Below are 23,727 nucleotides of genomic sequence, written 5' to 3' on the forward strand. Positions count from 1 at the left end.
CCTCCTGAATGCGACGGGTCGTCAGTTGCCCGTCTTCTTGAAATTTCGGGTGGCCGAGCCGCGTCGGCGCTGGGCATAACCGGCGATGCCGATCGCGATCAGCAGGGTCACGCCGTTGAACATGGGCTCGACCCAGAACGAGCCGCCGAATTGCTGGATGCCGGCGATGCCGACCGCGAGGATGGCAACACCGACCACCGTGCCCCAGACATTGACGCGGCCGGGCTTGATTGTCGTCGAGCCCAGAAAGGCGCCGACGAGGGCCGGCAGCAGATATTCGAGACCGACGCTAGCCTGGCCGATACGCAGTTTCGAGGCGAGCAGGACGCCGGCCACCGCCGTCAGGGCGCCGGAAGCCACGAAGGCGCCCATGGTGTAGCGCTGGACCGGGATGCCGTTGAGCGCAGCCGCCTTGGGATTGGCGCCGATCGTATAGAGATAGCGGCCAACAGGCAGGTGCTCGAGGATGAACCACAGGGCGAGGGCGAGAGCCAGCACGTAGAAGCCTGTGATCGGCAGGCCGAAGACCATGGTGCCGTTGAGCGAGAGGAAGCCCTGGGGCAGGCTCGCCACGACCTGGCGTCCCCCCGTATGCCAGAGCGCGACGGCATAGAGCACGGTACCGGTGCCGAGCGTAGCGATGAAGCTGTCGATGCGCGCCACTTCGACCAGCAGGCCGTTGAGCAGGCCGATCAGGGCGCCGAACAGGACGACCACCACCACGGCCACCGGCCAGGGCAGCCCGAACATCGTCTGCAGGCTGATGGCGAGGATGTGCCAGAGCACGATGCCATAGCCGACAGTGAGGTCGATCTTGCCGGCCGCCATCGGGATCATGGCCGCCAGCGAGAGCATGGCGATGATCGCCTTGTCCGCGATGATGGAGCGGACGTTGAGCATGGTCGGAAAGGTCTGCGGCAGCATCAGCGAGAACAGGACGATCAAGAGGACCGTGAGGATCGGTAGGCCGTAGACCGGCAGGCGCCGCAGCAGTCGTTCGCCCGCCGAGGCCTGCTTGAGTTCGCCGCGTGTCGGCTCGAGGGCGTCGGACTTGATGGAGTTGGTGGACATGGAGCTTTCCTGTCTGCGCTCACGCGGCTTCGGAGGCCGAGGCGGCCGAGATCACCGCCTCCGTGGTCAGGGCTGGGCCGGCCAGCTCGGCAATGATCCGGCCGCGGTTGAACACCAGGGCACGGTGGCAGATATGGGCGATTTCCTCGAAATCCGTGGACACCACGATCACGGCGAGGCCGGATTCCAGGGCTCGCGCGATGAGGCGGTAGATCTCGGCCTTGGCGCCGACATCGACGCCGGCGGTCGGATCCTCCGCCACCAGGAGCCGGCGGCCGGTCGCGAGCCAGCGCCCCACGACCACCTTCTGCTGGTTGCCGCCTGACAGCCCCTCGATCGGCAGATCCGGATCGTTGGGCCTGAGCCCCACGGCCTCGCCCAGCTCACTCGCCAGCCTGGCCTCGATCGCGGGCGAACGCGGCACATACCACGGCCGTCCGGCGGCTTCCGGGTTAAGGAAGGCGTTTTCGCGGATGCTGAGCGAAGGCGCGAGGGACTCTTCCATGCGGTCCCTGGCAACCAGCCCCACACCGGCCTTCAGAGCCGCCCGCGGTGAGGAGAGATCGGGCACCTGGCCATCGATGGTGATCGATCCGCGATGCGGCACCGCCCCGAACAGGCTGCGCCCGATATCTTCCTGACCCGCGCCACGCAGGCCGACGAGGCCGAGCAATTCGCCCTGGCGAACCTCGAAGCTGACGGGGCCGGCCGCCGGGGTCACCACATCGCGCAGGACCACGCGGGCCTTGCCCGAATGGAATTCGGCCTTGCGGAAGAGTTCGAGGGTGGAGCGGCCGACGATCATGCTGACGAGTTCGTCGGGCGTGGTCTCCGCCACCGGCTTCTCGTCGACCTTGAGGCCGTCACGCATCACCACCACCCGATCGGCGATACGGAAGATCTCGTCGAGGCGATGGGAGACATAGATCATGCCCACGCCCCGCTCGCGCAGGCGCCGCACTGCCTCGAACAGGCGCTCGACCTCGTCGGCCGGCAGGCTGGCCGTCGGCTCGTCGAGCACCAGGAAATCGCAGTCCACCACCAGGGCCCGGGCAATGGCGACCAGCGACTTCTCGGTCCGGCTGAGGCTGTGCACGCGCAGGGTGGGATCGATGTCGCAGCCGACCAGCTTCAGGGCCGTCTCGGCCTTGCGCTCCGCCTCGCGCCAGTCGATGCCCCCCAGCCAGCGCCGGGAGAAGCCCTGCGACAGTCCCATATTCTCGGCCACCGTCATCCATTCGACCAGGCCGAGGTCCTGGTGGATGAAGGCCACGCTCTGGCGCTGGCCCCGCGCATTGGCACGGTGGCGATAGACCTCGCCACCGATGGTGATCTGGCCGTCATCGGCCTTGAAGATACCGCCGAGGATCTTGATGAGGGTGGACTTGCCGGCACCGTTCTCGCCCAGCAGGGCCACGACCTCGCCGCGCCCGACCTCCAGGCTGACGCCCTTGAGCGCACGGGTGCCACCGAAGGCCTTGACGACATTCTCGAACCGGAGAGCTTCCTGCCCTGCCATCGCGTTCGTCCTCCACAACTTCGAGGGCCTTCCAGCCCCGCAAAGCCCGCCCGGCTCTACGGCCGGTTTTCATATGTTATCGATAACAAACATGATCCTGTCAAGATACCCGTCGGTGACCGACCCCGACATCAGCCTTCATCGGACTGCTCGCGAAACCCGGTGAACTGCAGCATGATCGCCGCCGTATCGCGGGGTCCGAGGCCCGCGGCCAGCAGGGACCGGTGCAGGTCGGTAACCAGCCCGGTCACGGGCAGCGGCAGGCGCTGGCTGCCGGAGAAAGCCTGCACGGCCTCCAGATCCTTCATCATGTTGTCGATGCGGCCGGTCGGCGTATAATCGCGTCTTGCCATTTTCGGCCCGAATTCCTGCAGGATGGCGCTGTCGGCGCGACCGCCTTTGAGGGCTTCCGCCAGGCGGGCCGCATCGACGCCCCCCGCCTCCGCCAGCCTGACCGCCTCTGCGACCGCCTGGAAGCCCAGCGCGCAGAGCACCTGGTTCACCAGCTTGGTCGTCTGCCCCGCGCCGCTCGGACCCATATGCGTGTAGTTGGCGCAGAGGCTGTCCATGATGGCGAGCGCCCGGTCCACATCCTCGGCGGCCCCGCCGGCCATCACGGTAAGGCGGCCGGCCAATGCTCCCGGCGCGCCGCCGGAAAGCGGGGCATCGACCCACCGCATGCCCGTCGTCTCCGCCAACTGCCCGGCAAGCTCCCGTGTCGAGGCCGGATCGATCGAGGACATGTCGATCAGGAGTCCGGAAGCATCCGCTCCTTCCGCAATGCCGCCTGGGCCGAACACGGCGCTCCGCACAATCGCGGCGCTGTTGAGGCTGGTGATGACGAAGCGGCTCGCCTGCGCTGCCTCCCGTGCGCTGGCGGCTGCCCTGGCCCCTTTCTCGACAAGCGTCGCGACCTTGGCCGTGTCCAGGTCGAAGACGGTCACGGCATGTCCCGTCGCCAGCAGGCGCGTCGCGATCGCCGATCCCATGATGCCGGTCCCGACCACGGAAACGGCGGCTTTCTGGCTCTCTGTCATCGGCCGTTCTCCCCTTCGTCCCATCGCAAGAGGCTGAGGAGGGCGCAGCACCCCTCCTCTCGCCGGCCTCGGGAAAACCTACAGGCTCGAGGTGATCCCGCCATCGACATAGAGGACATGCCCGTTGACGAAGCTGGAGGCGTCCGAGGCCAGGAAGATCGCAGCGCCGGCGAGTTCCTTCACCTCGCCCCAGCGGCCCGCCGGCGTGCGCTTCTCCAGCCAGGCTGAGAAGTCGGCATCGGCGACCAGGGCGGCATTGAGCTCGGTCTTGAAATAGCCCGGACCGATGGCATTGACCTGCAGTCCATGGCGGGCCCAGTCGGTGGCCATGCCCTTGGTCAGCATCTTCAGGGCGCCCTTGGTCGCGGTGTAGGGCGCGATGCCTGGGCGCGCCAGTTCGCTCTGGACCGAGCAGATGTTGATGATCTTGCCCCGGCCGCGCGGAATCATGCGGCGGGCCACGGCCTGCCCCACCAGGAAGGCACTGTCGATATTGGTGGCGCACAGGCGCTTCCAGGCGTCGAGCGGGAAAGTCTCCAGCGGCGCCCGATGCTGCATGCCGGCATTGTTGACGAGAATGTCGATCGGCCCGAGCCTTTGCTCGATCTCGGCGATGCCGGCCTCTACGGCATCGGGATCGGCGGCATCGAAGGGCGCGATATCGACGGTATGCGACTTGGCCGCGAGCGCCATCCTGGCGTCCTCCAGACGGTCGAGATTGCGGGCATTGAGCACCACGCTGGCACCGGCGCCGGCCAGAGCCTCTGCAATCGCATAGCCGATGCCTTTGCTGGCCCCGGTTATCAGGGCCCTGCGCCCGGTCAGGTCGAACAGCGTCACGTCGGTCTCCCTTGTCTTGCCGGCGCCTGTTCGCTATCGGCGCTCTTCCTCGACAAATTGATATCGATAACAAAATTTGTCAACGCGCTTGAAGACGACCGCGACCGGCATTTCGTTCGTAAGTGATGGGCCGTGGAAAGAGGCTTGCTCCCCTATGCAGTTGTGATATCGATAACAAAAATATGCCGAGGCGAGGATGATGAAACCTGACCTGCTGATGATGGGTTCCTATCCCGACGGGGACATGGAGGCCCTGTCGAGCGCCTATCGGCTGCACAAGCTCTGGGAACAGGGCTCCGACGGGCCTGCCGTCTCGATCCGCCCGCTCATCCGGGCCATCGCCACGCGCGGTGACCTGGGCGTGGACGCCCGGACACTGGAGATCCTCCCTCATCTCGAGATCATCGCCTGCTATGGCGTCGGCGTCGATGCCATCGATCTCGACATGGCGCGCGCAAGGGGCATTCGCGTCACCAACACCCCCGAGGTCCTCAATGGCGACGTCGCCGACCTCGCGATCGGCCTCGCCTTGGCCGCGATGCGGCGGATTCCAACCGGGGACGCCCATGTTCGCTCGGGCGCTTGGGCGAAGGGGAATCCGCCGCTGACGCCGCGGCTTCATGGCAAGAAGCTCGGCATCGCCGGGCTCGGCCGCATCGGCTCGACCGTCGCCCGCCGCTTTTCGGGTTTCGACATGGATATCGGCTATTTCGGCCGTTCCCCGCACGAGGATGCACCCTACCGCTTCTTTGACGATCTGACGGCGCTCGCGGCCTGGGCGGACCTGCTCGTTCTCACCCTTCCCGGCGGCGCCGCGACCCAGAAGATCGTCGGCACGGAGGTCCTGCAGGCGCTCGGCCCCGAGGGATATCTCGTCAACGTCTCGCGCGGAACCACCGTCGACGAGGAAGCCCTGCTGCAGGCGCTGGAGGCCCGGACGATTGCGGGAGCCGGCCTCGACGTCTTCTGGAACGAACCGCGCATCGATCCCCGCTTTGCCAGGCTCGACAACGTCGTGCTGCAGCCCCATCTCGGCAGCGCGACGATCGAGACCCGGCGGGCGATGGGCCAGCTGGTGCGCGACAATCTCGCCGCGCACTTCGCCGGCCTTCCGCTTCTGACACCGGTCATTTGAGAGGTAGCCATGCGTGCTCTCGTCATCCACGGCCCCAAGGACCTGCGCCTGGAGGAACGCGACCCCGGTCCGCTCCAGAACGGGCAGGTCATGGTCCGCGTCCAGGCCGGCGGCATCTGCGGTTCGGACCTGCATTATTACAACCATGGCGGCTTCGGGGTCGTCAGGCTCAAGGAGCCGATGATCCTCGGCCATGAGGTCTCGGGCGAGATCGTCGAGGTCGCGGCGGATGTCGGCCCGCTGCGACGCGGCGACCGGGTCGCCGTCAATCCGAGTCGACCCTGCGGCCATTGCCGCTATTGCCTGCAGGGCCTGCCCAATCACTGCATGGACATGCATTTCTACGGCAGCGCCATGCGCATGCCGCACGTCCAGGGCGCCTTTCGCCAGCTCCTCGTCTGCGATGCCGTGCAGTGCGAGATCGGGCACAATGCCGGCGCGGACGAACTCGCTTTGGTCGAGCCCTTCTCGGTTGCCCTGCACGCCGTCTCCCGCGCCGGTTCGCTGCTCGGGCGCCGTATCCTGGTGACGGGATGCGGGCCGATCGGCGCGCTCGTCGTGGCTGCGGCCAGGTTTCATGGCGCCGCCGAAATCATCGTCACCGATATCGTCGACGAGCCGCTCGCCATTGCGGCCAGGCTCGGCGCCGATCGCACCATCAATGCGGCGCAGGCACCCGAGGCCCTCGCCGCCTTGGCGGTGGACAAGGGCCAGGTCGACGTGATGTTCGAGTGCTCCGGCAACGAGAAGGCGCTGCGCGCGGGCCTGGAGGCGATGCGCCCGCGCGGCATCGTCGTCCAGCTCGGCCTGGGCGGCGATGTCGCCTTCCCCCAGAACCTCGTGGTTGCCAAGGAACTCTCGGTCGTCGGTTCCTTCCGTTTCCACGCCGAATTCGCCCTGGCGACGCAGTTGATCGATACCGGCAAGATCGACCTGCGTCCCCTGCTCACCGGCAGCTTCGCGCTCGACGATGCCGTCTCGGCCTTCGCCCTGGCCAATGACCGCCGCCGCGCGATGAAGGTGCAATTGTCGTTCTGACGCCATCCGGGGAGGCGTCAACGCGCGTCCACCGGGAACCGTTGACCGGTGGACGACGCATCAAGCATCGACTGTGACTCCAGTTTCCCGTCACCTTGCCTCAGCCTCCCCTGGGTCTCGCAAACGGAAAGGTGCCGAGGAGATTGTCGTTGAAATAGGCGGCAGTCATCGACGTCACCCTTCCTCCCGACAATGCGAACCTGACGGAGTAAAGGGATCCCTTGGCGGTGAACTCACGGCCAGGATCCATCTGGAAGATGTCTGCGTTCCAGCGCTTGAGCACGAACTGCAGCTTGCGGGGGCCGAGCTGCAGGATCAGATGATCGCCATTCGCCCAGACCTCGACCTCGCCGAAATAGGCCGAGCTGTAGACGCCTTCATAGATGGCGAGCGGATGCGGAAAATTGGGGTTTTGAGGCGGAAGATTGCCAGCCAGATCGCCGGACGCCTTATAGAAATTCATGAAATGATCGTGCGCGATCTCGTACCAGGTGTTGCGCGTGACGTCGCCGAACTGGACGATGTCCATGAACTCCGTGACGATGGCTTCTGCGGCCCCCACCTGAGCACCATTGGTGAGAACGACGATGCCCATATCGGCATCGGGCAAAACATGGAACGCCGCCACCCCACGAAGAAGGCGCCGGAATGGCTCATCGATCGGCATTTCGATAGCACGAATTCGATATCATCTTGTGTTACCGTCGTTTCAGCTGTTGCTCCGTTTTAGCGGGTATCGTTCTCGGCAGATCGGTCACCGAACCATTGCATTATGAGAGGAATTTCGCTCCTGGCAGAAAGGGCGCCCCCCGGGCAGCCCAAGCCCCCGGCAAATGGCCTGACTGCGTGGCAGCCGGTCGCCCGGCCGGCCCCGCGGAGGCCGTAGAGAACAAGGAGCCATATTGATCCTTTTTGGGATCGTGGAGATCCGACATGTCGACAATGCGCAAGATTTTGCTGGCTTTAGGAATCGTGGTCGTGATCGGAGCGGCCGTCGGCACGAGCGTCTACTATTTCACCAAGGGCGTCGCCGACACAGCCACCGTCTTTTTTGCAACCATCGCTTCCAGCGGGCCGGAGAATGCCTATCGCAGCGCCTCCCCGGCATTCCAGCAGGCCATGAGCGAAAGCAGTTTCGCCGCACTCGCCAACCGAGCGGGTCTGAGACGGTTCAAGAGCGCGTCATGGCCCGAACGAGAAATCGAGAACGGCCGGGGCAGCGTATCGGGGACGCTGTTGCTGGACGGGGACGTGTCTCTGCCTGCCAGGGTAGAATTGACCAAGAACGCTGCAGGCGCGTGGCAAGTCTTCAATTTTACCCTCCAGATGCCCGGCATCGCTCAACAAAACGCGGCTCGGCCGCAACCCGCAACGAGCCCGCCCTCTCAAAATCAACCGCCCAAGATCGTCGCCAGCACGCAGGAGGGCGATCGGGTTTCGGCTGAGATCGGGGATAGGACCTGGTCGGCAGGCGGCTCCTCGCTCATCGTCGTGAAGTTGGGCAGCACCGTTCTCGTCAACACGGCCCCCATCATCAAGCCGGACAGGACGATCGATGCGACGACACTGCGACTGCAGTTCGACGCAAGCGCCACCGGCACCCAGAAGCTCACCCGCAACTGCCAGAAGAATGCCCCCTGCATCGAACTCAGCACCAATGACAGCCACTACAAGACCGATGAAAGCCCGAATGCAGAGGCCGCACTGACCGTCACGAAGATGGAAGCCGGCAAGATCGAAGGCGATTTCTCAGCCGACATGATCTCTTTGGAAGGCAAGCTCGCCCTTCACCAAGGCCACTTCGTCGTCTCGGTGCAATGACCCGTGCAAAGCAGGAGGTGCCACCCATGATCTCGAAATATGCCCTTGCCGGCGTGTTGTTTCTCGCCGCCCAGTCCGTGAACGCACAATCGACCGACGAGATGACCGCCTGCGTCGATCGCGCGGATGGTGTTTCGACCAACATGCTTGAATGTGGAAAGACAGAAATTGCCAAGTGGGATGCCAGGCTGAACATCGCCTACCGAGCCCTGCTGCACAGAGAAGACGGCAGCAAACGGACAAAGCTGCAGGCAGAACAAAAAGCCTGGCTTGTCCATCACCTCGGCGAGACTAGGCGCCTTGCGAGCGATCCCGACACCGGCTCCGGCGCCTTCATGATCTCACAAAGCTTCGAGCTGGACGATATCGCCAAGCGTACGCTCGAACTGGAGAAACGCGTCCGCAACCCAGGCTAGTCCCCCCGCCAAGATCATGGACGGCCAGCCCTGGCCAAATCTTGATCCAGCACATCGGAGCCAAAAGCTTCGATGAACAAGCAGGTGTTTTTGTTTGCCTCTCCGAGTCACATCCATGTCACACGAAACAATAGATAGGCAGGATAGCGCAGGTGTCTACAATATGCCCAACAGAGGTAGTTACCAATCATGAATGCAACTAGGGGTCTTACCCGATCCTTCAAGCCGCTGGTCATCCGCCTGGCCCCCGAACTGCGGAAACTTCTCGAAGGCCAGGCAAGTTTCAAAGGCATGTCGATGAACGTGCTGATCAATTCTATCCTGGAGGAGCACGCTTACCGGTCCGTGGACATCCATGATCGGTTGAACCGGCTGGAGGAAGATCTTGCGGCCATGCAACTCGAAAAACGCGCCCAGCCTCACTGAGTGCCGGATCAGGCGGCAAAGCGCGGTGCCAACATCCCATGCAAGGCTGCACAAGGCGCCATGTCATGGCAAGGGCCGAGATCATGCTCTCCGGCATCGAATTGGTTCATGGGATGCGCAAACGACACGCCTGATTTGCCGATGATCCACGTTCGTCACCGGAAGCGCGGCGCGAATTCCAGGTCAGGTGAACGATGGCGCAAACCAGGTCACGCGGGACAAGGTCCTGCGCTCGATCAGGAAGACGGATTCTTGTCGAGCGCCTTTCTGATCTCGACGAGGGAGTCGAGGATTCGGCCCAACGCAAAGGTCAGCAGACCAAACCCCAGTGCAACGGCGCCTTCCAATTCCTGTAGAAGCCCCGATGCCGTTGGGATCATTATACAACCAAGAACAAATGCAATGATTCCTACGATGCTAATTGACTTCGCCATGACAGACCCTTCCTCAATCAACTGATTATCCTGCGCTGATAATCGTTAGGTCGGGTGCAATTTACCCTGCAATATGTAACGGGACCTTAAAAACCTCTGTGAAGATCTGGCAGAAAGAGCCTGCCCCCGACCGGGCAGGACACAGCCATACCAACGGATCGACAGGGAGAACATCAAGGGAAAGGTCGAGCCGCCACGGGCATCATCGATGGACTCGCCGTTTCGAGCACCGCACTTCGGTTGCGTTTCATGGCCGCGATCGACCGAAGACGGGCCGGCCAAGCAGACTTCCTCGCTGTTGGATGCAGGCAGTTACCATACGCCATCGTGCATCCCGCCGGATCCCCTCTATGGCGCGCAAGGGCGGCAGAAACCGGATCATTCCATCTCCGCAAGGCCTTTCGGCGTTTCGCCATATTTTGCCAGGATCACCGGCCGACTATCGCCGGTTCGCATGAACGCAACGGCCCCGACGATCGTTTCGTCGCCTTGCCTGATTCCCACACAGAAAGCAGCACGGAAACGCGCCATCGTATTCGAATAGGCCCTTTGCCCCTGTCCGGCGACAAGGTTGCCCTCGCTGTCTCGGACGAAGGGGAAAATGATGTAGTGCGTCACAGTGGACATTGTTCTGCGTCAGATCCTCTGGCGTAGCCCCATATCGCGCCAGGATCACCGCATCATCATATGTTCCGGAGGCTGGATTGCGAGCGTCAAAAAGGATTGCATTGCAACGAACGCACCTAAAGTTTCAATGCAAAAAAGCAAGCAGGCAAAGAAAAGCCCAGCGATACGCTACACGCCGGGCAGTCTTGTCGGATATGACAGAGCCGTTGAGCTTGACCACGACGATGCTTGAATAGGCCAGATGGTGTTCGGGCGGCGTGTTAAAACGCACATACCGGAGGGGTGCTACCCTTGGATCGCTCGCCGGCGGCGGGCGATTCCGAACTGCCGCGGCCTTCACGCCACCAACCTGAGCATTTCCGCGACAGTGCACCGATCGACTGCGGTGAGCCCAATGCTTGGTACGATCCAAGCAGTTTCTATTCTGAAGGCTTCGTGAGTTCATTGCGTTGATCCGTGGTAAGCGGTCTGATCCTTTCTCCTCTCAGCATCAAAAACAGCCTCGCGGTCTCCTCCAGTTCCTCACTTGCGTATTGGGCCTCGCGAAGCGACTTTCCTGCGACGACCGGACCGTGATTGGCGAGCAGCACCGCATGGCTCGTGCGTGCCCTCTCGCGAACCGCCTCTGCCAAAGCGACATCTCCCGGAGCGAAATAGGGCGCCAGCGGCAGCTTCCCAACTCGCATGACATAATATGCGGTGAGTGGGGGCAGGAGATCTTCCGGATCCAGGCCGTCGATCACGCTGACGGCCACCGCGTGCGTCGAATGGAGGTGGACGACCGCTCCTACCCCCTGACGCGCGCAGTACATGCATTGATGCAGAAACGCTTCTTTCGTGGGTTTGTCGCCATCGACGAAGACACCTTCCGCGCTGAATCTGGAAAGCCGCCCCGGATCAAGCGCTCCAAGGGAGGCGTTGGTCGGCGTCATCAGAAGATCGCCATTCGAGAGCCTTGCGCTGATGTTTCCGGTCGACCCAAAAGTGAAGCCTCGCTCGAACAAGGACTTGCCGACCGCCACGATCTCATCTCGAACGCGGGTTGTCTCGGAAATGATGGCTGTCATTGCAGCAGCTCCCAGGCCTTCAGGAAAAAGTCAGCCGTACCGAAGTTTCCCGATTTCAGCGCCAGAGCCATCGGCTCCGCCTCCCCCATCGTCAGCGTCCAGGGAACTCCGGGGTCGATTTCCGGTCCGATATAGAGGGCGGCGGGTGCAAGGGCGCCAACCACCGCCCCGGACGTTTCGCCACCGGCGACGATAAGGCGTCGAACACCATTCGCACGCAGCATGATCGCGGTTTCTGCCAGGAAGTGCTCGATGATTTCACCGGCCTTCTGCCGTCCGAGGGCATCCTGCGCGGCACGAACTTCGGTGGGGTCGGCGCTGGAGTAAATGAGGGGGGTGTTCTCCCCCTGCTCCAATGCCCAATCCGCTGCGCCGCCCACGGTGACGCGCCCCTGCGCTATGTCGATCGGATCGATCCGCATGGAGGGCATGCCGGCGGCAATGGCAGCCTGTATTTGGCCCCTCGTTGCCTCCGAGCATGAGCCAGCCAAGATTGCAGCGCCGCCGCATGGCGCGGTAAAGGAGCCGGGTTCGGAATTGCCCGATAACAATCCGGCACGGCGAAAGTTCTCCGGCAAGCCGATCGCGATGCCGGACCCTCCGGTGATCAACGGAAAATCGGCAACGGCCTCCCCGATCGTCCGCAAGTCTTGGTCGGATATCGCATCGACGACCAGCACTCGATCGCCAAGCGCGCGCGCCGCCCTAAAGGCCTCACGCAGGGCCTCTGCGCCCCGTGCCACGATCTCCTGTCCAACGAGCCCTACCTTGAGGGACGACTGCGCGGCCATGAGCCGTACCAGGGAGGAATCCGTCATGGGGGTCAGCGGATGATTCCGCATCGGGCTCTCTGAGAGGAGCTTCTCGGCAAGGAAGAGATGGCCTTTGTAGACGGTTCGGCCATTTGCCGGAAAAGCCGGGCAAACAATGGTGAGATCCACGTCGAGCGCAGCAAGGAGCGCATCGGTCACCGGCCCGATATTGCCCTTTGCCGTTGAATCAAAGGTCGAGCAATATTTGAAGATGATTTGCCGAGCGCCTGCCGCGCGAAGCCACGCCAAGGCCTCAAGCGACATTGCGACGGCTTCTGTGGCCGGGTTGGTCCTGGATTTGAGAGCAACCACGACTGCGTCGATATGAGTGAGATCGACGTTTCCCGACGGGACGCCAATCGTTTGAATGGTTCGCATTCCCTCTCGGGAAAGCATGAGGGCAAGGTCGCTTGCTCCGGTAAGATCGTCAGCGATAGCGCCGAGTAACATCCCCTACTCCTGTTGCGAAAAGGCGGCCCGACTACGCGGTCGCGCCGTCAATGATGGAAAACCCTGTGTCGATAATTGCCGGCTCGAACGCGCGGTCGGGGGATTTCAGGAGAGTCTCCACCGCCGTCTTGCCGATGGCAAAACGATTGGAAAGCACCGTCGCGAGCGGCTTCGGAAGCGCCTGGCCAATCTCCAACCCGTTGAATCCCATGAGGGCGAGCCTGTCGGGCACTGGAACGGCAGCGGCCAAACAGTGCAGGTATCCGCCAACGGCCATGTCATCGTTGGAAAATGCGACGGCCTCGATCTCGGCCCCATCGGCGAGAATTGCCGCCAGGGCCTGCCGGCCGCTCAAGGTCGAGCTTGGTCCGTCGACTCTATGCTCCGCGACCAATGCCAGCCCGACGTCCCCCAAGCCTTCACAAAGCCCGAGATAGCGCGCATGGGCCCGGCGATCCGCGTCCCAATCATGCCCGACATAGGCGATCTTCGAGTATCCGCGGCGCATGAGATGGCGAGCCATGGCACGCCCCGCCCCGCGGTGGGAGAGGCCGACGGCAAGGTCGATCGGCCTGCGGTCGATATCCATCAATTCGCCGACACGAACCTTGCTTGCCTCCAACATCCGCCTCGCTGCATCGGTATGATCGAAGCCCGTGGTGATGATCGCCGCCGGCTGCCACGCCAGCAGCGACGAGATCAGTTGCTGTTCCTTCTCGAGGTCATAGTCGGTCACACCAATCATTGGCTGATACGATGTTCCCGCCAGGCCGGCATGAATGCCACGAAGCAATTCCGGAAAGACGATGTTCGAGAGCGAGGGCAAGATCACCCCGACGATCATCGAGGAGGAAGATGCGAGCGAGCCGGCTGCTCGGTTTGGCACATAGCCGAGCGCGTCGATGGCTTCGATGACCCGCCGGCGCGTCTCCGGTGCAATCGCCCCCTTGTCTCGGATGACCCTTGAGACTGTGTTCTCGCTGACGTTGGCCAGTCTCGCCACATGGGCGAGGGTTGGCGTTTCAAGCGCTGTCAAAGGACGACCTCACCGCAGGATCTGCGCCCGACGGCGAAGGTCAGGGCGTTATGTGTAAGCGCTAACATCATTCGCTTGATCCTTGCAATAGGATGTGATTAGCAAGTGTTAGCGCTGAGATAGGCGAATCTGATTTGATTTGGAAAGTGGGAGGCGCCGTCCAGGATGAGCGACCAATCGACGATTGCCGTAATCGGTCTGGGCTCGATGGGATTGGGGATGGCGCGCTCGGCGCTCCGGGCCGGACGGACTGTAAGAGGATATGACGTCAACGCAGATGCATTGAAGGCGTTCAGCCAGGATGGCGGTCTAGCCTCCGCCAGCCTGCAGGAGGCGGCTGCCGACGCCGACATTGCCGTCATCGTCGTCGTGAACGCAGCCCAGACAGAAGCTGTGCTTTTCGCCGAGGGCGGCGTCGTGTCTGCCTTGCGGCCTGGAGCGGTCATCGTCTCGTGCGCCACCATCTCCCCTTCGGAGGCGAAGGGATTTGCATCACGCGCCGAAGCCGCAGGCCTGCTCTATCTCGACGGCCCGATTAGCGGTGGCGCCAAGAAAGCAACTTCCGGCGATTTGACCTTCATGGCATCAGGCTCCGCCCAGGCCTTTGCTGCAGCCCGGCCGGCACTGGATGCGATGGCCGGAACGGTCTACGAGCTGGGCGATCAAGCGGGCATCGGCTCGTCCTTCAAGGTCGTCAACCAGTTGCTCGCGGGCGTCCATATCGCCGCGGCTTGCGAAGCAATTGCATTCGCCAAGAGCCTCGACCTCGATATTTCGCGTGTCTTCGAGGTGATCACCAAATCCGCCGGCAATAGCTGGATGTTCGAGAACCGTATTCCACATGTCCTTTCCGGAGACTACACCCCCCATAGTGCGGTTTCCATTTTCACCAAGGACCTTGGCATTGTTTCCGACATCGGGAGGAAGGTGAAGTTTCCGCTCCCGATCACAGCTGCAGCATTGCAGCTGTTCATCATGACGGAAGCGGCGGGCATGGGCCGGGATGACGACAGCTCCGTCGCCCGGCTGCTCGCCAAGATCGCCGGCCTTCGCCTGCCCGGCATGTCGGAAGAGGTTTGATCGAGATGCCCAAATTTGCCGCCAATCTATCGATGATGTTCAACGAGCGTCCCTTCCTGGAGAGATTCCAGGCGGCTTCCGACGCGGGCTTCGGTGCCGTCGAATATCTGTTTCCCTATGACCATCCCGCGGAAATCGTCGCGGACGCGCTGGCGACGGCCGGTCTGAAACAGGCGCTCTTCAATATGCCGCCTGGCGATTGGGCAGCGGGCGATCGCGGCCTGGCCAGCCTGCCGGACAGGCGCGCGGAGTTCCTCAAAGGGCTGGGCCTGGCGGTGTCCTACGCCAAGACGATTGGAACGCCTTTGCTGCACATGATGGCGGGCAATGCTGCTTGGGATTCCCCTGCGTCGATTGCGGCCTACAAGGACAATCTGCGCAGAGCCGCGGATGCGACAGCTGACGCAGGCATCGGCCTCGTTATCGAGCCGATCAACACGCGCGACATGCCGGCATACTTCCTGAACGACTTCGATCGGGCACTCGAGTTCATCGACGACCTCGATCACGCGAATGTCCGCCTGCAGTTCGACGTCTACCATCGCCAGATCCTGCACGGCGACGTCATCATGGCCCTACGGCGAATGGCACCGAAGATCGGACATATCCAAATCGCCGCCGTGCCGACACGCAACGAGCCGACAACCGGCGAGCTCAATGACCGGCTGGTGTTCATCGAGATCGACGCCATCGGCTATCAGGGCTATGTCGGGTGCGAATATCGCCCCGCCGGTGTAACCGAGGAAGGGCTTGGTTGGTTGAAGGCGGTGCAGGCCCCCGACACCGGAACTCGCCCTACGCCCGAGTGAGCAACTCTGTCAATCGGAGATTCGCGGCGCTGCGCACAGCGCCGAGGAACGAAGACTATTCGCTGGCCGGAAACGTGATCGGATCCGCAACTCGCCATCAGCTCCCGCAAAGGCGGATCTTCTGGTGATTCAGTCCGCGCGGCGGTACGCGAGTGCCGCGCCCATGAGATCAGGTCCCCAAAGCAATGAGCCCTGACACGGGAACTGTCCTGGGACGGGGCACGCGGGTTTCACAAGAAGCTCGCTTCGATCGTCACGGGCCGGGACCTATATGAGCGCAAAAGCGCCGATGTCTGCCGTCCTCGGAAAGCTCACAGTCGCGAAGGACTGGCTGGAGCACAAGCGAGCCAGCATTATAAAGATCCATCGTGAAATTGATGAAATATTTTTTAAAAATATAACTTTAACATTCTAACTTAATGATTTCGCTGTGTGTGTATTTAACATAATTTTTAGTTCCGTAAATTCAAATTGACACGCAACTCCAAACTATAGCATTTCATATATCAATATTCCTTATATTTTTGAAATTACAAACTTGAATGTTCCGTCATGACTCGATAATTTCGGGCCATATTCTGCGGAAATATCGATCTTCGCTCCTATTCCGCAGGTGTTGGAGGACGCCTACCCGCCTTACCCCCATCGTCGCCGGTTCAGCCGGTCGCGCGGAACTCGGGGCGCCCTTGGCATTCGAAAGGAGAAGGTCCGTGACGTCATCAACTGGAAGGGCCTCCACCCGCCCCACTCTGCCGAGGGGTCCGCTCCTGGGTTTCCTCCTGGCATCGAGCGCCGTTCTGATCTGCCAAGGCGCCCAGGCACAGGCGACCGCCAGCGGCGGCCAGACGGTCGAGATAGCGCCAGGGCAGGCAACCTGCAGCGGCAAAGACTGCTTCCAGTCCTTTGATGCAGGTTCGCTGCTGCATAACAATGCGGGCACGCCCATTGACGTGACGACCCCGAACAGTTGGCCGACCGAAGGGCCATTTTACTTCGGAGCCATGGCCTGGAATGGAGGGACCATTCATCTCGACGGCGGCGGAACCTTCCACCTTGGCACGGATACCTGGGGGCTTTGGGCTGGCCATCCCTTTAAGGAGGTCACGCCCGGCACGATCACGGGGCATGACCTGACATTCGACATGGATGCCGGAGCCTTCGGAATCGGCGTCAACTACAACAGTACGATCACGCTCGACGGCACGACGACCATGACCGCCCGCGGCGGTGGCGGCTATGGCATCGAAGCTCGTCTGGGCACGGTCACCCTGAATGGTCCGATCAAAGCAAGCGGGGTGTGGCTCGACTTCGCCCATGCCGACGCCGGTGACATCTATTTCAACGGCGGCGGCACCGTTACCGCCACGGGTTCGACTTACAGGGTGTTCTCATCGGGCGGCGGCCTGATTTCGATGCGAGGCGTGACGGCCAGCGCCAACACGAATGTCTCTCACGACTCTGACGGGACTGACTTCCTGGCGAGTGTCTGGGACAACAGCCGCTTCTTCGTCATCGACAGCACCTTCGAGGGAACCAATACGGGCGGCCCCATCAACGGAATTCACGTCACCGGCAATGGAGGCTCCTCCTCCTTCATGCTCGACAACAGTCAGATCACGCTGAAATCGGCCGGTTCGGGCATACTGGTGGAGGGTGCTTCTGCCAACGTCACCTTGACCCATGGGTCGGCAATCACACCTGTCGCCAGCAGCAAGGGCGGCCTGCTCGCACGCATCGCAGCCGTGGACTTCGCACCGACGAATTCTTTCGATATAGGGAAACTGACCCTGAGAGCCCAGGACTCCGCCCTGTCCGGAGACGTGCAGGTGGACGCGCCGGGCAAGGCTGGCGCCAACGAATTCGATGGCCGCCTCGAAGGTACGACCCTCTGGCGCGGCAATCTGACGGTGGCGAAGGGATCGCTCGGCAGCGTGACCCTTGCGGACAGATCGCGCTGGATCGGCACGGCGAACAATGCCACTTCGATCCAGCTCAGCGATCCCGGTGCCCTGTGGGCGATACCGGGCGGTAGCGCGGCCACCGTCACCGGCACCGTCACGAATGCCGGCAGGATCGCCTTCCGGCCTGGCACGCCGTCGACACTGACGGTCGGTACTTTCGTCAACAATGGCGGCACAGTCCAGGTCAATGTCGATGCGGCCGGCCACAGCGATTTCATCCATGCCACCGGCACTGCCACCGTCAATGGCGGCACGGTTTATGTCGTTCCCGTCGAGGGCACCTACGAGATCGGCCGGCACTACAAGATCCTGACCGCCAATGGCGGCATCACCGGACAGTTCGACAAGGTTACCGACAACGCCCCCTTCGTCGACTTCAGCCTGTCCAAGAATGTCAACAACATCTATGTGAATGTCGCGCGCAACAGTGCCTCCTTCGCTTCGCTCGCCGCCCTGGATACCAACCAGCGTGCGGTGGCTCAAAGCGTGGAGGCGCTGGCGCTCGGCAACAAGCTCTATGATGCCGTCGCCCTGTCGCCGGACGACACCAGCGCACGCCAGGCCTTTTCCACCCTGTCGGGCGATGTGCATGCCTCAGCCAGGAGCGCCCTGATCCAGGATAGCGGCCTCATTCGCGATGTCGTGCTCAACCGCCTCGCCAATGCCGATACGCCGGCTCTCGCCCCTGCCCCTCCCGTCGCCGGCCTGACATCCTATGCCGAGACCCCGTCCATGAAGGGACCCTCGCCCTTCGACGCGGCTGCCGCGCCAGCTCCACTTTCCGGCTTCTGGGCCCAGGGCTTCGGCTCCTGGGGCCATCTGGGCGGCGGTGGGCGCAATGCCCGCATCGACCATGATACCGGCGGCTTCCTCATCGGCTTCGATACCCTGGTCCAGGGCTCGTTCCTGCAGGACTGGCGCCTGGGCGCGCTCGCCGGCTACAGCCATTCCACCTTCGACGTCGATGCCCGCTCCGCCTCCGGCAAGGCCGACAACTATCATATTGGCCTCTATGCCGGACGCCAGTGGAACGCCCTCGCCCTGAGGCTCGGCGCCACCTACACCTGGCATGACATCGACAGCGACCGCACCGTGGCCGTGCCCGGCTATGTCAACCGCCTCACCACCTCCTACGATGCCGCCACCGCCCAACTCTTCGGCGAGCTCGGCTATCGCATCGATGCCGGAGCCTTCCGCCTCGAGCCCTTCGCCAATGCCGCCTATCTCAATCTGCACACCGACGGCTTTCGGGAAACCGGCGGCGATGCCGCCCTCGCCGGTGGTAGCAGCAGCACCGATCTCGGCTTCACCACCCTGGGCACCAAGGTGGCCACCAGCTTCGATCTGACCGAGGGCACCATCGCAACCCTGCAGGCGAGCCTGGGCTGGCGCCATGCCTATGGCGACGTCAAGCCTACAGCCGCCCTCGCATTGGCCAACGGCACGGTCTTCACTTCCGCCGGAATCCCGATCGCCCGCGATGCCCTGGTCGTCGATGCCGGCGTCAGCGTCGCCTTTTCCGAGGCGGTCAGCCTCGGTGTCTCCTACAACGGTCAATTCGGCAACAAAGCCGCCGACCAGAGCGTCCGGGGCAATTTCGTCTGGAGATTCTAGGCTCCGGCTTTGAAACGAACGGATGGCGGCGCTCAAGACATCGCAGAAAGACAAAATGCACCCCTCAGTGAGGGGCGCATTTCCTGCCGACATGGAAATGCCGGACGGCAAGGCCCTCATCCGTGAGGGTTATTTTCAGATATCCCTGAAACGGGAACGATAGATCGCGATCAATGCGGGCTCGAAGCGGATGCACCGGACTTGGTGCCTTCACGAATTGGCGATTTGAGCCGCTACGCCCCCGCAATTGCCCTTTGTCGAGGCCAGCCCGGCAGTGTCGCGCAATGCCGGACTCCCATATTATTTGACTATGAATAGGGTAGGCTCGATACAACCGAGTTTGCGAAGCGCTTTGGTCATGCCATTTGATTTCGACGAGATCGCTGCCTCAAGGGAAGCATCCGCATGGTGGATCATTGTTGAGCATGCTTCGCATGGCTATGCCCAGATACGTTTCAAGCTTCTTGCCGAGGCGATCAACGCTTTTGGACCCGGTCGGTTTGCGTCGAGCAGACGGAGGACACGATGAACGATGACCTGATCGAACGGCTTGAGCTAGGCGTGCCCTCCTGCGGAATGCATGACGACAACGAGACGGAACTGTTCGACATCGATGACGCCAACAATACAATGATCGAAGCCGCCCATGCACTGCGTGCCCAGGAAGCGGAGATAGCACGGTGCCATGCTCGGCTCGAAATCGACTACGAATACAATGTCGACGTCACAAAGCATGAGTTTGCGCGTGTCGCTGCACCAATGGAAAATCGATTATTGAGGGAAGACGGCATCGCCCGCCGGGACGCGACTGTCGACAAGTTGAAACTACATTTAAACAACGCATTGGAGATCTCCGATCGCTATCGGTACGCACTGTGGGCCATCATTGAATGCGTCCAGTACAGCGCTGACTCGAACCCCGTCTGGGCGCAGATCGCCAACAAGGTCCTCGCCGAAACAAGTGACCTGCCCCCGCGGGATGGCCCAGGGTGATTGCCCGTGGGCGGTAGGCCAGAGCCAACATCCTGACGAATGATTTGCGACTGCCCCCCAAGCTGTCCAATGCATCCCTGGAGAGGCACAATGGGCCGTTGCCAGTCAGGATCGATCCGAACCTGATTTGAACCTATCGATCCAACAGGATAGAGCGCGTCGTAGAGTAGCGTAGATTTAACGTGGTCGGCGTGCTGCAATTTGGTTGCGGAGGAATGCTCGCGTCGCATGCTTGCATCGCCACGATACAGGGCGACTGGCTGCTCTGGATCTGCTTGAGCTTTGAGTGAATCGCCCCACCGCACTCATGGCTCAGAGCTGAAAGCTGGGCTTCGCCCGGTCAACCTTGCTCAAGGAAGACACTTGCCAGGCGATCCGTGATCTCTTCCAGAGCATCGGCAAGTGCACCGCCGTCACGAGCCGCCACACGGACCAGGAGCCCGCACCCACGACGTAGCCCACCGGCCGACGCATAGATCAAGGGCGAACCGGCGAAACGAGCCATGAGCGCGCCCTTGAATTGCAGAACCTCGGCTTCGTCCACGGACCGGACGAGGTATATCGATCCGAAGGCACGAAAAGCTCCGCCCATACCAGGAATGCCGGCGATAATCTGCGCTCCCTCAACCACGGTCCGGTCGAGCGCCAGCAAGGCGCCATTTTCATCCAGCACCTGTGTAGAGCCTCGGAATTGGCGGAATGCCCGGTCACCCCCGCGGGCATCATGCAGGCAAAAGCCCTCACGATAGAGGATCGTCGCATCGGCTGACGCACGCAACATCACCCGTTGCTCCAGCTCGGCATCGGGAAAAAAGATCAGCGGACGGGACAGGTAGCGCAATTGACCATCGCGGCTCACGGCAATGCTTAGGACCTGCTTGGCCAATGTCGGCGGTTTCATCCCATGTACGACGGTCGCGGCCGGGCATTCGATGACGACACGGGCCTGTGGGCCAGCTGTTATCGTCTGGGCTAGGCGCTCCCCGGCATAGAGACCGCCGGAGGATGACTGCAGGATGAGGCGAGCCGCCGTCTTCGTCGTCGCGGCGCGTAGCGGGGCTGTGACACAATATGGATAGGACACAGCCCGGGATGCGAGGACCGTGCGCCCGTCGATCGCCCGGACGAAGGCAATATGGAGTTGAACCGGTCGAGGTTCGGAGATGTTCAAGGCTCGCGGCTCAGCACAGCGTTGCTGATTGCATCGGCAACAGCATCTATGCCTTCCCCGGTGCGGCAGTTGGTGCACAGGACCGGGCGATTACCACGCACAGTGCTCGCCTGTGCGATCATGCGCGGCAGATCGACTCCGACATAGGGGTGGAGATCGACCTTGTTGACGATCAGAAGGTCGGATTGCACCACCCCCGGACCGCGTTTGCGCGGGATGTCGTCGCCCCCGGCGACGTCGATGACAAACAGCCAATAATCGACAAGATCGAGTGAAAATGTGGAAGCGAGGTTGTCGCCGCCACTTTCGATCAAAATGAGATCGAGACCGGGAAAGGCATGATCGAGACTATCGGCTGCTTCCATGTTCAGCGTCGGATCCTCGCGGATCACGGTATGCGGACAAGCCCCGGCCTCCACGGCCAGGATCCGTTCCCGCGCCAAAATACCCGTGCGACGCAAGCGCTCGGCATCCTCTTGGGTGACGAGATCGTTCGTGATCACGGCCACCTCGAGCCTACGCCGGAGCAATGTAGGAACTAGGCGCTCCAGCAGCGCCGTCTTGCCCGAGCCGACCGGCCCGCCGATGCCGACTCTCGCGGCGCCCCTGATCCTCATCGCAGCATATATCTCCGGTTGAGCGGCACGATCGAGGTTGGCTCGCAGGTCAGGAGTTTCCCGTCCGCCCGGACCTCGAATGTATTCGGATCCACCTCGATGCGAGGCAAAGCGTCATTGCGCACAAGGTTGCGCTTTGTGAGGGCCCGCACCGAGCAGATCGGCACGAATGCCTTGGCGACCTTCAGCTTGCGATGGACATCCGCTTCCAAAGCGAGGCGGGACACGAAGGTCACCCCGAGATGCTGAGGTGACACGCCGGTGCTCCCCCACATGGGGCGCTGTATGATCGGTTCGCTGTCGATCTGGCTTGCATTACCGTCTCCCATCGCGGCCCAGGCCACGAAGCCGCTCTTCATCACCATGCGCGGCTTGATGCCGAAGGAAGCGCGAGACCAGAAGACGAGATCGGCCATCTTGCCCGGTTCGATCGAACCGACATGGGGATCTATGCCTGCGGCGATCGCCGGGTTGATGGTCAACTTGGCGATGTAGCGCTTGATCCGCTCATTGTCGGCGCGGGCCGTGGTTTCTTCCGGCAGGCGTCCGGCCCGCCGTTTCATCACGCAAGCGAGCTGCCAGCATTTTGCGACATTCTCTGCAAGCCTTCCCATTCCCTGGCTGTCGGTTGCGAAGATCGAGATCGCACCCATGTCGTGCAGGAAATCTTCAGCCGCCATGCTTTGCGGCCGGATACGGGATTCGGCGAAGGCAAGATCCTCGGCCAGCCGCCAGTTCATCGCATGGGCCAGCATGGTCATGGGAACGCCCTCGTTGAGGGCATAGGCGGTGAAAGGATTGGTGGGGTTGGTGGAGGAGGGCAACACGTTGGGCTGGCCGTTGACCACGAGCAGATCGGGAGCATGGCCACCACCTGCGCCCTCGGTATGGAACATGTGCACCGTGCGGCCGGCGATTGCCCGCAGGGTATCCTCGCAAAAGCCGAATTCGTTGATGGTGTCGGTATGGACGTTGACCGAGAAATCGTTTCGTTCGGCCGCGACCAGCGATCCGTCGATCACGGCGCCCGAGGCACCCAGATCTTCATGGATCTTCACGCCCAGAGCGCCGCCCGCTACCGATTCCTCCACCGCGCCTGGGTCAGAAGCCCCGCGTCCCAGAAAACCGAAATTCAGACAGGAATGGTCGACCGCCTGGATAAGCTGCCCTACAACATTGGGGCCCGCGCAGCTGGTGTCGAAATGCGGTCCCGGCGACATGCCGATCATGGTCGTCGTTCCGCCGGCCAGCGCATGCTCGCATTGCTGCGGCGACAGGAAATGCGCATGGGCCTCGATGGCGCCGGCGGTCACGATCACATGCTCGCCATGATACATCGTCGTGTTGGGACCTGTTCGCAAGGCAGGATCGACGCCCGCCATGATGTCCGGATTGCCCGCCTTGCCGACACCGGCGATACGACCGTCGCGAATACCGATATCCGCCTTCACGATGCCGAGGACGGCATCGATGATGGTTGCGTTGTGGATGACGGAATCGAGCGCACCGGAGGCCGCGGTGCCGGTGGTCTGCAGGCCCTCGCCGTCGCGCATCGCCTTGCCGGCGCCGGTGGTGAGTTCCTCACCATAGACGGTGTAGTCATGCTCGATTTCGGCCAGCAATGTGGTGTCGCCGAGACGAACCATATCGCCCGTGGTGGGGCCATAGGCATCTGCATAGTCACGCCGTGAAATTCTTGCCATGATGGTCCCGCCTGGTGGGTTGAAGCCCGAAGCATCTTGCGCTTTGCCGA

Annotated in this window: 22 protein-coding genes; 9 read left to right on the forward strand and 13 right to left on the reverse strand. The window is 62.2% G+C overall.

Translation table 11 applies throughout. The annotated features are described in order from the left end of the window. Window positions 1-21: 21 nt before the first annotated feature. The 4 genes from ACIGJE_RS31460 to ACIGJE_RS31475 form a co-directional block, all read right to left on the reverse strand. Window positions 22-1,071 carry an ABC transporter permease gene (locus ACIGJE_RS31460; RefSeq protein ID WP_311937047.1) on the reverse strand — a complete coding sequence of 350 codons (1,050 nt, stop codon included), beginning with the start codon at window positions 1,069-1,071 and terminating at the stop codon, window positions 22-24. 19 nt (window positions 1,072-1,090) lie between these two features. Next, window positions 1,091-2,590, reverse strand: coding sequence for a sugar ABC transporter ATP-binding protein (locus ACIGJE_RS31465; protein ID WP_415080939.1), 1,500 nt, complete (start codon window positions 2,588-2,590; stop codon window positions 1,091-1,093). 131 nt (window positions 2,591-2,721) lie between these two features. Then, window positions 2,722-3,627, reverse strand: a complete 906-nt coding sequence (locus ACIGJE_RS31470) for an NAD(P)-dependent oxidoreductase (RefSeq protein ID WP_311937051.1) — start codon at window positions 3,625-3,627, stop codon at window positions 2,722-2,724. A 78-nt stretch (window positions 3,628-3,705) separates the two neighbouring features. After that, window positions 3,706-4,467, reverse strand: coding sequence for an SDR family oxidoreductase (locus ACIGJE_RS31475; RefSeq protein WP_311937054.1), 762 nt, complete (start codon window positions 4,465-4,467; stop codon window positions 3,706-3,708). Window positions 4,468-4,663: 196 nt separating this feature from the next. Here ACIGJE_RS31475 and ACIGJE_RS31480 point away from each other — a divergent pair, with 196 nt between their 5' ends. Both ACIGJE_RS31480 and ACIGJE_RS31485 read left to right on the forward strand, forming a co-directional pair. Continuing rightward, complete coding sequence (locus tag ACIGJE_RS31480; RefSeq protein WP_311937057.1) at window positions 4,664-5,602, forward strand: 2-hydroxyacid dehydrogenase; 939 nt, start codon at window positions 4,664-4,666, stop codon at window positions 5,600-5,602. Between the two features lie 9 nt (window positions 5,603-5,611). Continuing rightward, window positions 5,612-6,640: an L-idonate 5-dehydrogenase gene (locus ACIGJE_RS31485; RefSeq protein ID WP_415080936.1), complete on the forward strand. Its 1,029-nt coding sequence runs from the start codon at window positions 5,612-5,614 to the stop codon at window positions 6,638-6,640. Window positions 6,641-6,740: 100 nt separating this feature from the next. Here the strand turns inward: ACIGJE_RS31485 and ACIGJE_RS31490 are convergent, their stop codons facing one another. Next, window positions 6,741-7,235, reverse strand: a complete 495-nt coding sequence (locus tag ACIGJE_RS31490; protein WP_415080934.1) for a DUF3471 domain-containing protein — start codon at window positions 7,233-7,235, stop codon at window positions 6,741-6,743. 338 nt (window positions 7,236-7,573) lie between these two features. On the opposite strand from ACIGJE_RS31490, the gene ACIGJE_RS31495 reads away from it, so the two are divergent. The 3 genes from ACIGJE_RS31495 to ACIGJE_RS31505 all read left to right on the forward strand — a co-directional run bounded on the left by ACIGJE_RS31495 (window position 7,574) and on the right by ACIGJE_RS31505 (window position 9,303). Further along, window positions 7,574-8,461, forward strand: coding sequence for a hypothetical protein (locus ACIGJE_RS31495; RefSeq protein WP_415080932.1), 888 nt, complete (start codon window positions 7,574-7,576; stop codon window positions 8,459-8,461). Between the two features lie 26 nt (window positions 8,462-8,487). Then, window positions 8,488-8,877 (forward strand): lysozyme inhibitor LprI family protein, encoded by a 390-nt coding sequence (locus tag ACIGJE_RS31500; protein ID WP_394311563.1) that lies wholly within the window; start codon window positions 8,488-8,490, stop codon window positions 8,875-8,877. A 189-nt stretch (window positions 8,878-9,066) separates the two neighbouring features. Beyond that, entirely contained in the window at window positions 9,067-9,303 is a 237-nt protein-coding gene (locus tag ACIGJE_RS31505; protein WP_311937071.1) for a hypothetical protein, read from the forward strand. Window positions 9,304-9,539: 236 nt separating this feature from the next. On the opposite strand, the gene ACIGJE_RS31510 is transcribed toward ACIGJE_RS31505, so the two are convergent. The 5 genes from ACIGJE_RS31510 to ACIGJE_RS31530 all read right to left on the reverse strand — a co-directional run bounded on the left by ACIGJE_RS31510 (window position 9,540) and on the right by ACIGJE_RS31530 (window position 13,696). Next, window positions 9,540-9,737: a hypothetical protein gene (locus tag ACIGJE_RS31510; protein WP_311937075.1), complete on the reverse strand. Its 198-nt coding sequence runs from the start codon at window positions 9,735-9,737 to the stop codon at window positions 9,540-9,542. 378 nt (window positions 9,738-10,115) lie between these two features. Next, complete coding sequence (locus ACIGJE_RS31515) at window positions 10,116-10,355, reverse strand: hypothetical protein (RefSeq protein ID WP_483680582.1); 240 nt, start codon at window positions 10,353-10,355, stop codon at window positions 10,116-10,118. A gap of 428 nt (window positions 10,356-10,783) precedes the next feature. Further along, window positions 10,784-11,431, reverse strand: coding sequence for a 3-oxo-tetronate 4-phosphate decarboxylase (gene otnC / locus ACIGJE_RS31520; protein ID WP_415080929.1), 648 nt, complete (start codon window positions 11,429-11,431; stop codon window positions 10,784-10,786). Continuing rightward, a complete protein-coding gene (otnK, locus tag ACIGJE_RS31525) occupies window positions 11,428-12,693 on the reverse strand; it encodes a 3-oxo-tetronate kinase (protein ID WP_415080927.1) in 1,266 nt (421 codons plus the stop codon). Before otnK ends, otnC begins: the two co-directional genes overlap by 4 nt. 31 nt (window positions 12,694-12,724) lie before the next feature. Continuing rightward, window positions 12,725-13,696 (reverse strand): LacI family DNA-binding transcriptional regulator, encoded by a 972-nt coding sequence (locus tag ACIGJE_RS31530; protein ID WP_367624776.1) that lies wholly within the window; start codon window positions 13,694-13,696, stop codon window positions 12,725-12,727. A 198-nt stretch (window positions 13,697-13,894) separates the two neighbouring features. Here ACIGJE_RS31530 and ltnD point away from each other — a divergent pair, with 198 nt between their 5' ends. From ltnD to ACIGJE_RS31550, 4 genes are all read left to right on the forward strand, one after another. Further along, window positions 13,895-14,809: an L-threonate dehydrogenase gene (gene ltnD / locus ACIGJE_RS31535; protein ID WP_415080923.1), complete on the forward strand. Its 915-nt coding sequence runs from the start codon at window positions 13,895-13,897 to the stop codon at window positions 14,807-14,809. Window positions 14,810-14,814: 5 nt separating this feature from the next. Continuing rightward, window positions 14,815-15,618, forward strand: coding sequence for a 2-oxo-tetronate isomerase (gene otnI / locus ACIGJE_RS31540; protein ID WP_415080922.1), 804 nt, complete (start codon window positions 14,815-14,817; stop codon window positions 15,616-15,618). A 710-nt stretch (window positions 15,619-16,328) separates the two neighbouring features. After that, window positions 16,329-19,193, forward strand: coding sequence for an autotransporter family protein (locus ACIGJE_RS31545; RefSeq protein ID WP_311937095.1), 2,865 nt, complete (start codon window positions 16,329-16,331; stop codon window positions 19,191-19,193). A 525-nt stretch (window positions 19,194-19,718) separates the two neighbouring features. After that, a complete protein-coding gene (locus tag ACIGJE_RS31550) occupies window positions 19,719-20,186 on the forward strand; it encodes a hypothetical protein (protein WP_367624780.1) in 468 nt (155 codons plus the stop codon). Between the two features lie 340 nt (window positions 20,187-20,526). Here the strand turns inward: ACIGJE_RS31550 and ACIGJE_RS31555 are convergent, their stop codons facing one another. The 3 genes from ACIGJE_RS31555 to ureC are packed head-to-tail and all read right to left on the reverse strand — an operon-like array spanning window position 20,527 to window position 23,677. Then, entirely contained in the window at window positions 20,527-21,357 is an 831-nt protein-coding gene (locus ACIGJE_RS31555; protein WP_483680585.1) for an urease accessory protein UreD, read from the reverse strand. Further along, a complete protein-coding gene (gene ureG, locus ACIGJE_RS31560) occupies window positions 21,354-21,974 on the reverse strand; it encodes an urease accessory protein UreG (protein WP_367624782.1) in 621 nt (206 codons plus the stop codon). Before ureG ends, ACIGJE_RS31555 begins: the two co-directional genes overlap by 4 nt. Further along, window positions 21,971-23,677: an urease subunit alpha gene (gene ureC, locus ACIGJE_RS31565; RefSeq protein ID WP_367624783.1), complete on the reverse strand. Its 1,707-nt coding sequence runs from the start codon at window positions 23,675-23,677 to the stop codon at window positions 21,971-21,973. Before ureC ends, ureG begins: the two co-directional genes overlap by 4 nt. Window positions 23,678-23,727 lie beyond the last annotated feature (50 nt).

The organism is Labrys sp. E2SS-1L (assembly GCF_057073705.1).

What these genes read in the sequence shown, in the direction of transcription:
- ACIGJE_RS31460 (WP_311937047.1), bottom strand. Translation starts at nt 1,071, where the DNA reads ATGTCCACCAACTCCATCAAGTCCGACGCCCTCGAGCCGACACGCGGC.
- ACIGJE_RS31465 (WP_415080939.1), bottom strand. Translation starts at nt 2,590, where the DNA reads ATGGCAGGGCAGGAAGCTCTCCGGTTCGAGAATGTCGTCAAGGCCTTC.
- ACIGJE_RS31470 (WP_311937051.1), bottom strand. Translation starts at nt 3,627, where the DNA reads ATGACAGAGAGCCAGAAAGCCGCCGTTTCCGTGGTCGGGACCGGCATC.
- ACIGJE_RS31480 (WP_311937057.1), top strand. Translation starts at nt 4,664, where the DNA reads ATGATGAAACCTGACCTGCTGATGATGGGTTCCTATCCCGACGGGGAC.
- ACIGJE_RS31485 (WP_415080936.1), top strand. Translation starts at nt 5,612, where the DNA reads ATGCGTGCTCTCGTCATCCACGGCCCCAAGGACCTGCGCCTGGAGGAA.
- ACIGJE_RS31490 (WP_415080934.1), bottom strand. Translation starts at nt 7,235, where the DNA reads ATGGGCATCGTCGTTCTCACCAATGGTGCTCAGGTGGGGGCCGCAGAA.
- ACIGJE_RS31495 (WP_415080932.1), top strand. Translation starts at nt 7,574, where the DNA reads ATGTCGACAATGCGCAAGATTTTGCTGGCTTTAGGAATCGTGGTCGTG.
- ACIGJE_RS31500 (WP_394311563.1), top strand. Translation starts at nt 8,488, where the DNA reads ATGATCTCGAAATATGCCCTTGCCGGCGTGTTGTTTCTCGCCGCCCAG.
- ACIGJE_RS31505 (WP_311937071.1), top strand. Translation starts at nt 9,067, where the DNA reads ATGAATGCAACTAGGGGTCTTACCCGATCCTTCAAGCCGCTGGTCATC.
- ACIGJE_RS31510 (WP_311937075.1), bottom strand. Translation starts at nt 9,737, where the DNA reads ATGGCGAAGTCAATTAGCATCGTAGGAATCATTGCATTTGTTCTTGGT.
- otnC (WP_415080929.1), bottom strand. Translation starts at nt 11,431, where the DNA reads ATGACAGCCATCATTTCCGAGACAACCCGCGTTCGAGATGAGATCGTG.
- otnK (WP_415080927.1), bottom strand. Translation starts at nt 12,693, where the DNA reads ATGTTACTCGGCGCTATCGCTGACGATCTTACCGGAGCAAGCGACCTT.
- ltnD (WP_415080923.1), top strand. Translation starts at nt 13,895, where the DNA reads ATGAGCGACCAATCGACGATTGCCGTAATCGGTCTGGGCTCGATGGGA.
- otnI (WP_415080922.1), top strand. Translation starts at nt 14,815, where the DNA reads ATGCCCAAATTTGCCGCCAATCTATCGATGATGTTCAACGAGCGTCCC.
- ACIGJE_RS31550 (WP_367624780.1), top strand. Translation starts at nt 19,719, where the DNA reads ATGAACGATGACCTGATCGAACGGCTTGAGCTAGGCGTGCCCTCCTGC.
- ureG (WP_367624782.1), bottom strand. Translation starts at nt 21,974, where the DNA reads ATGAGGATCAGGGGCGCCGCGAGAGTCGGCATCGGCGGGCCGGTCGGC.
- ureC (WP_367624783.1), bottom strand. Translation starts at nt 23,677, where the DNA reads ATGGCAAGAATTTCACGGCGTGACTATGCAGATGCCTATGGCCCCACC.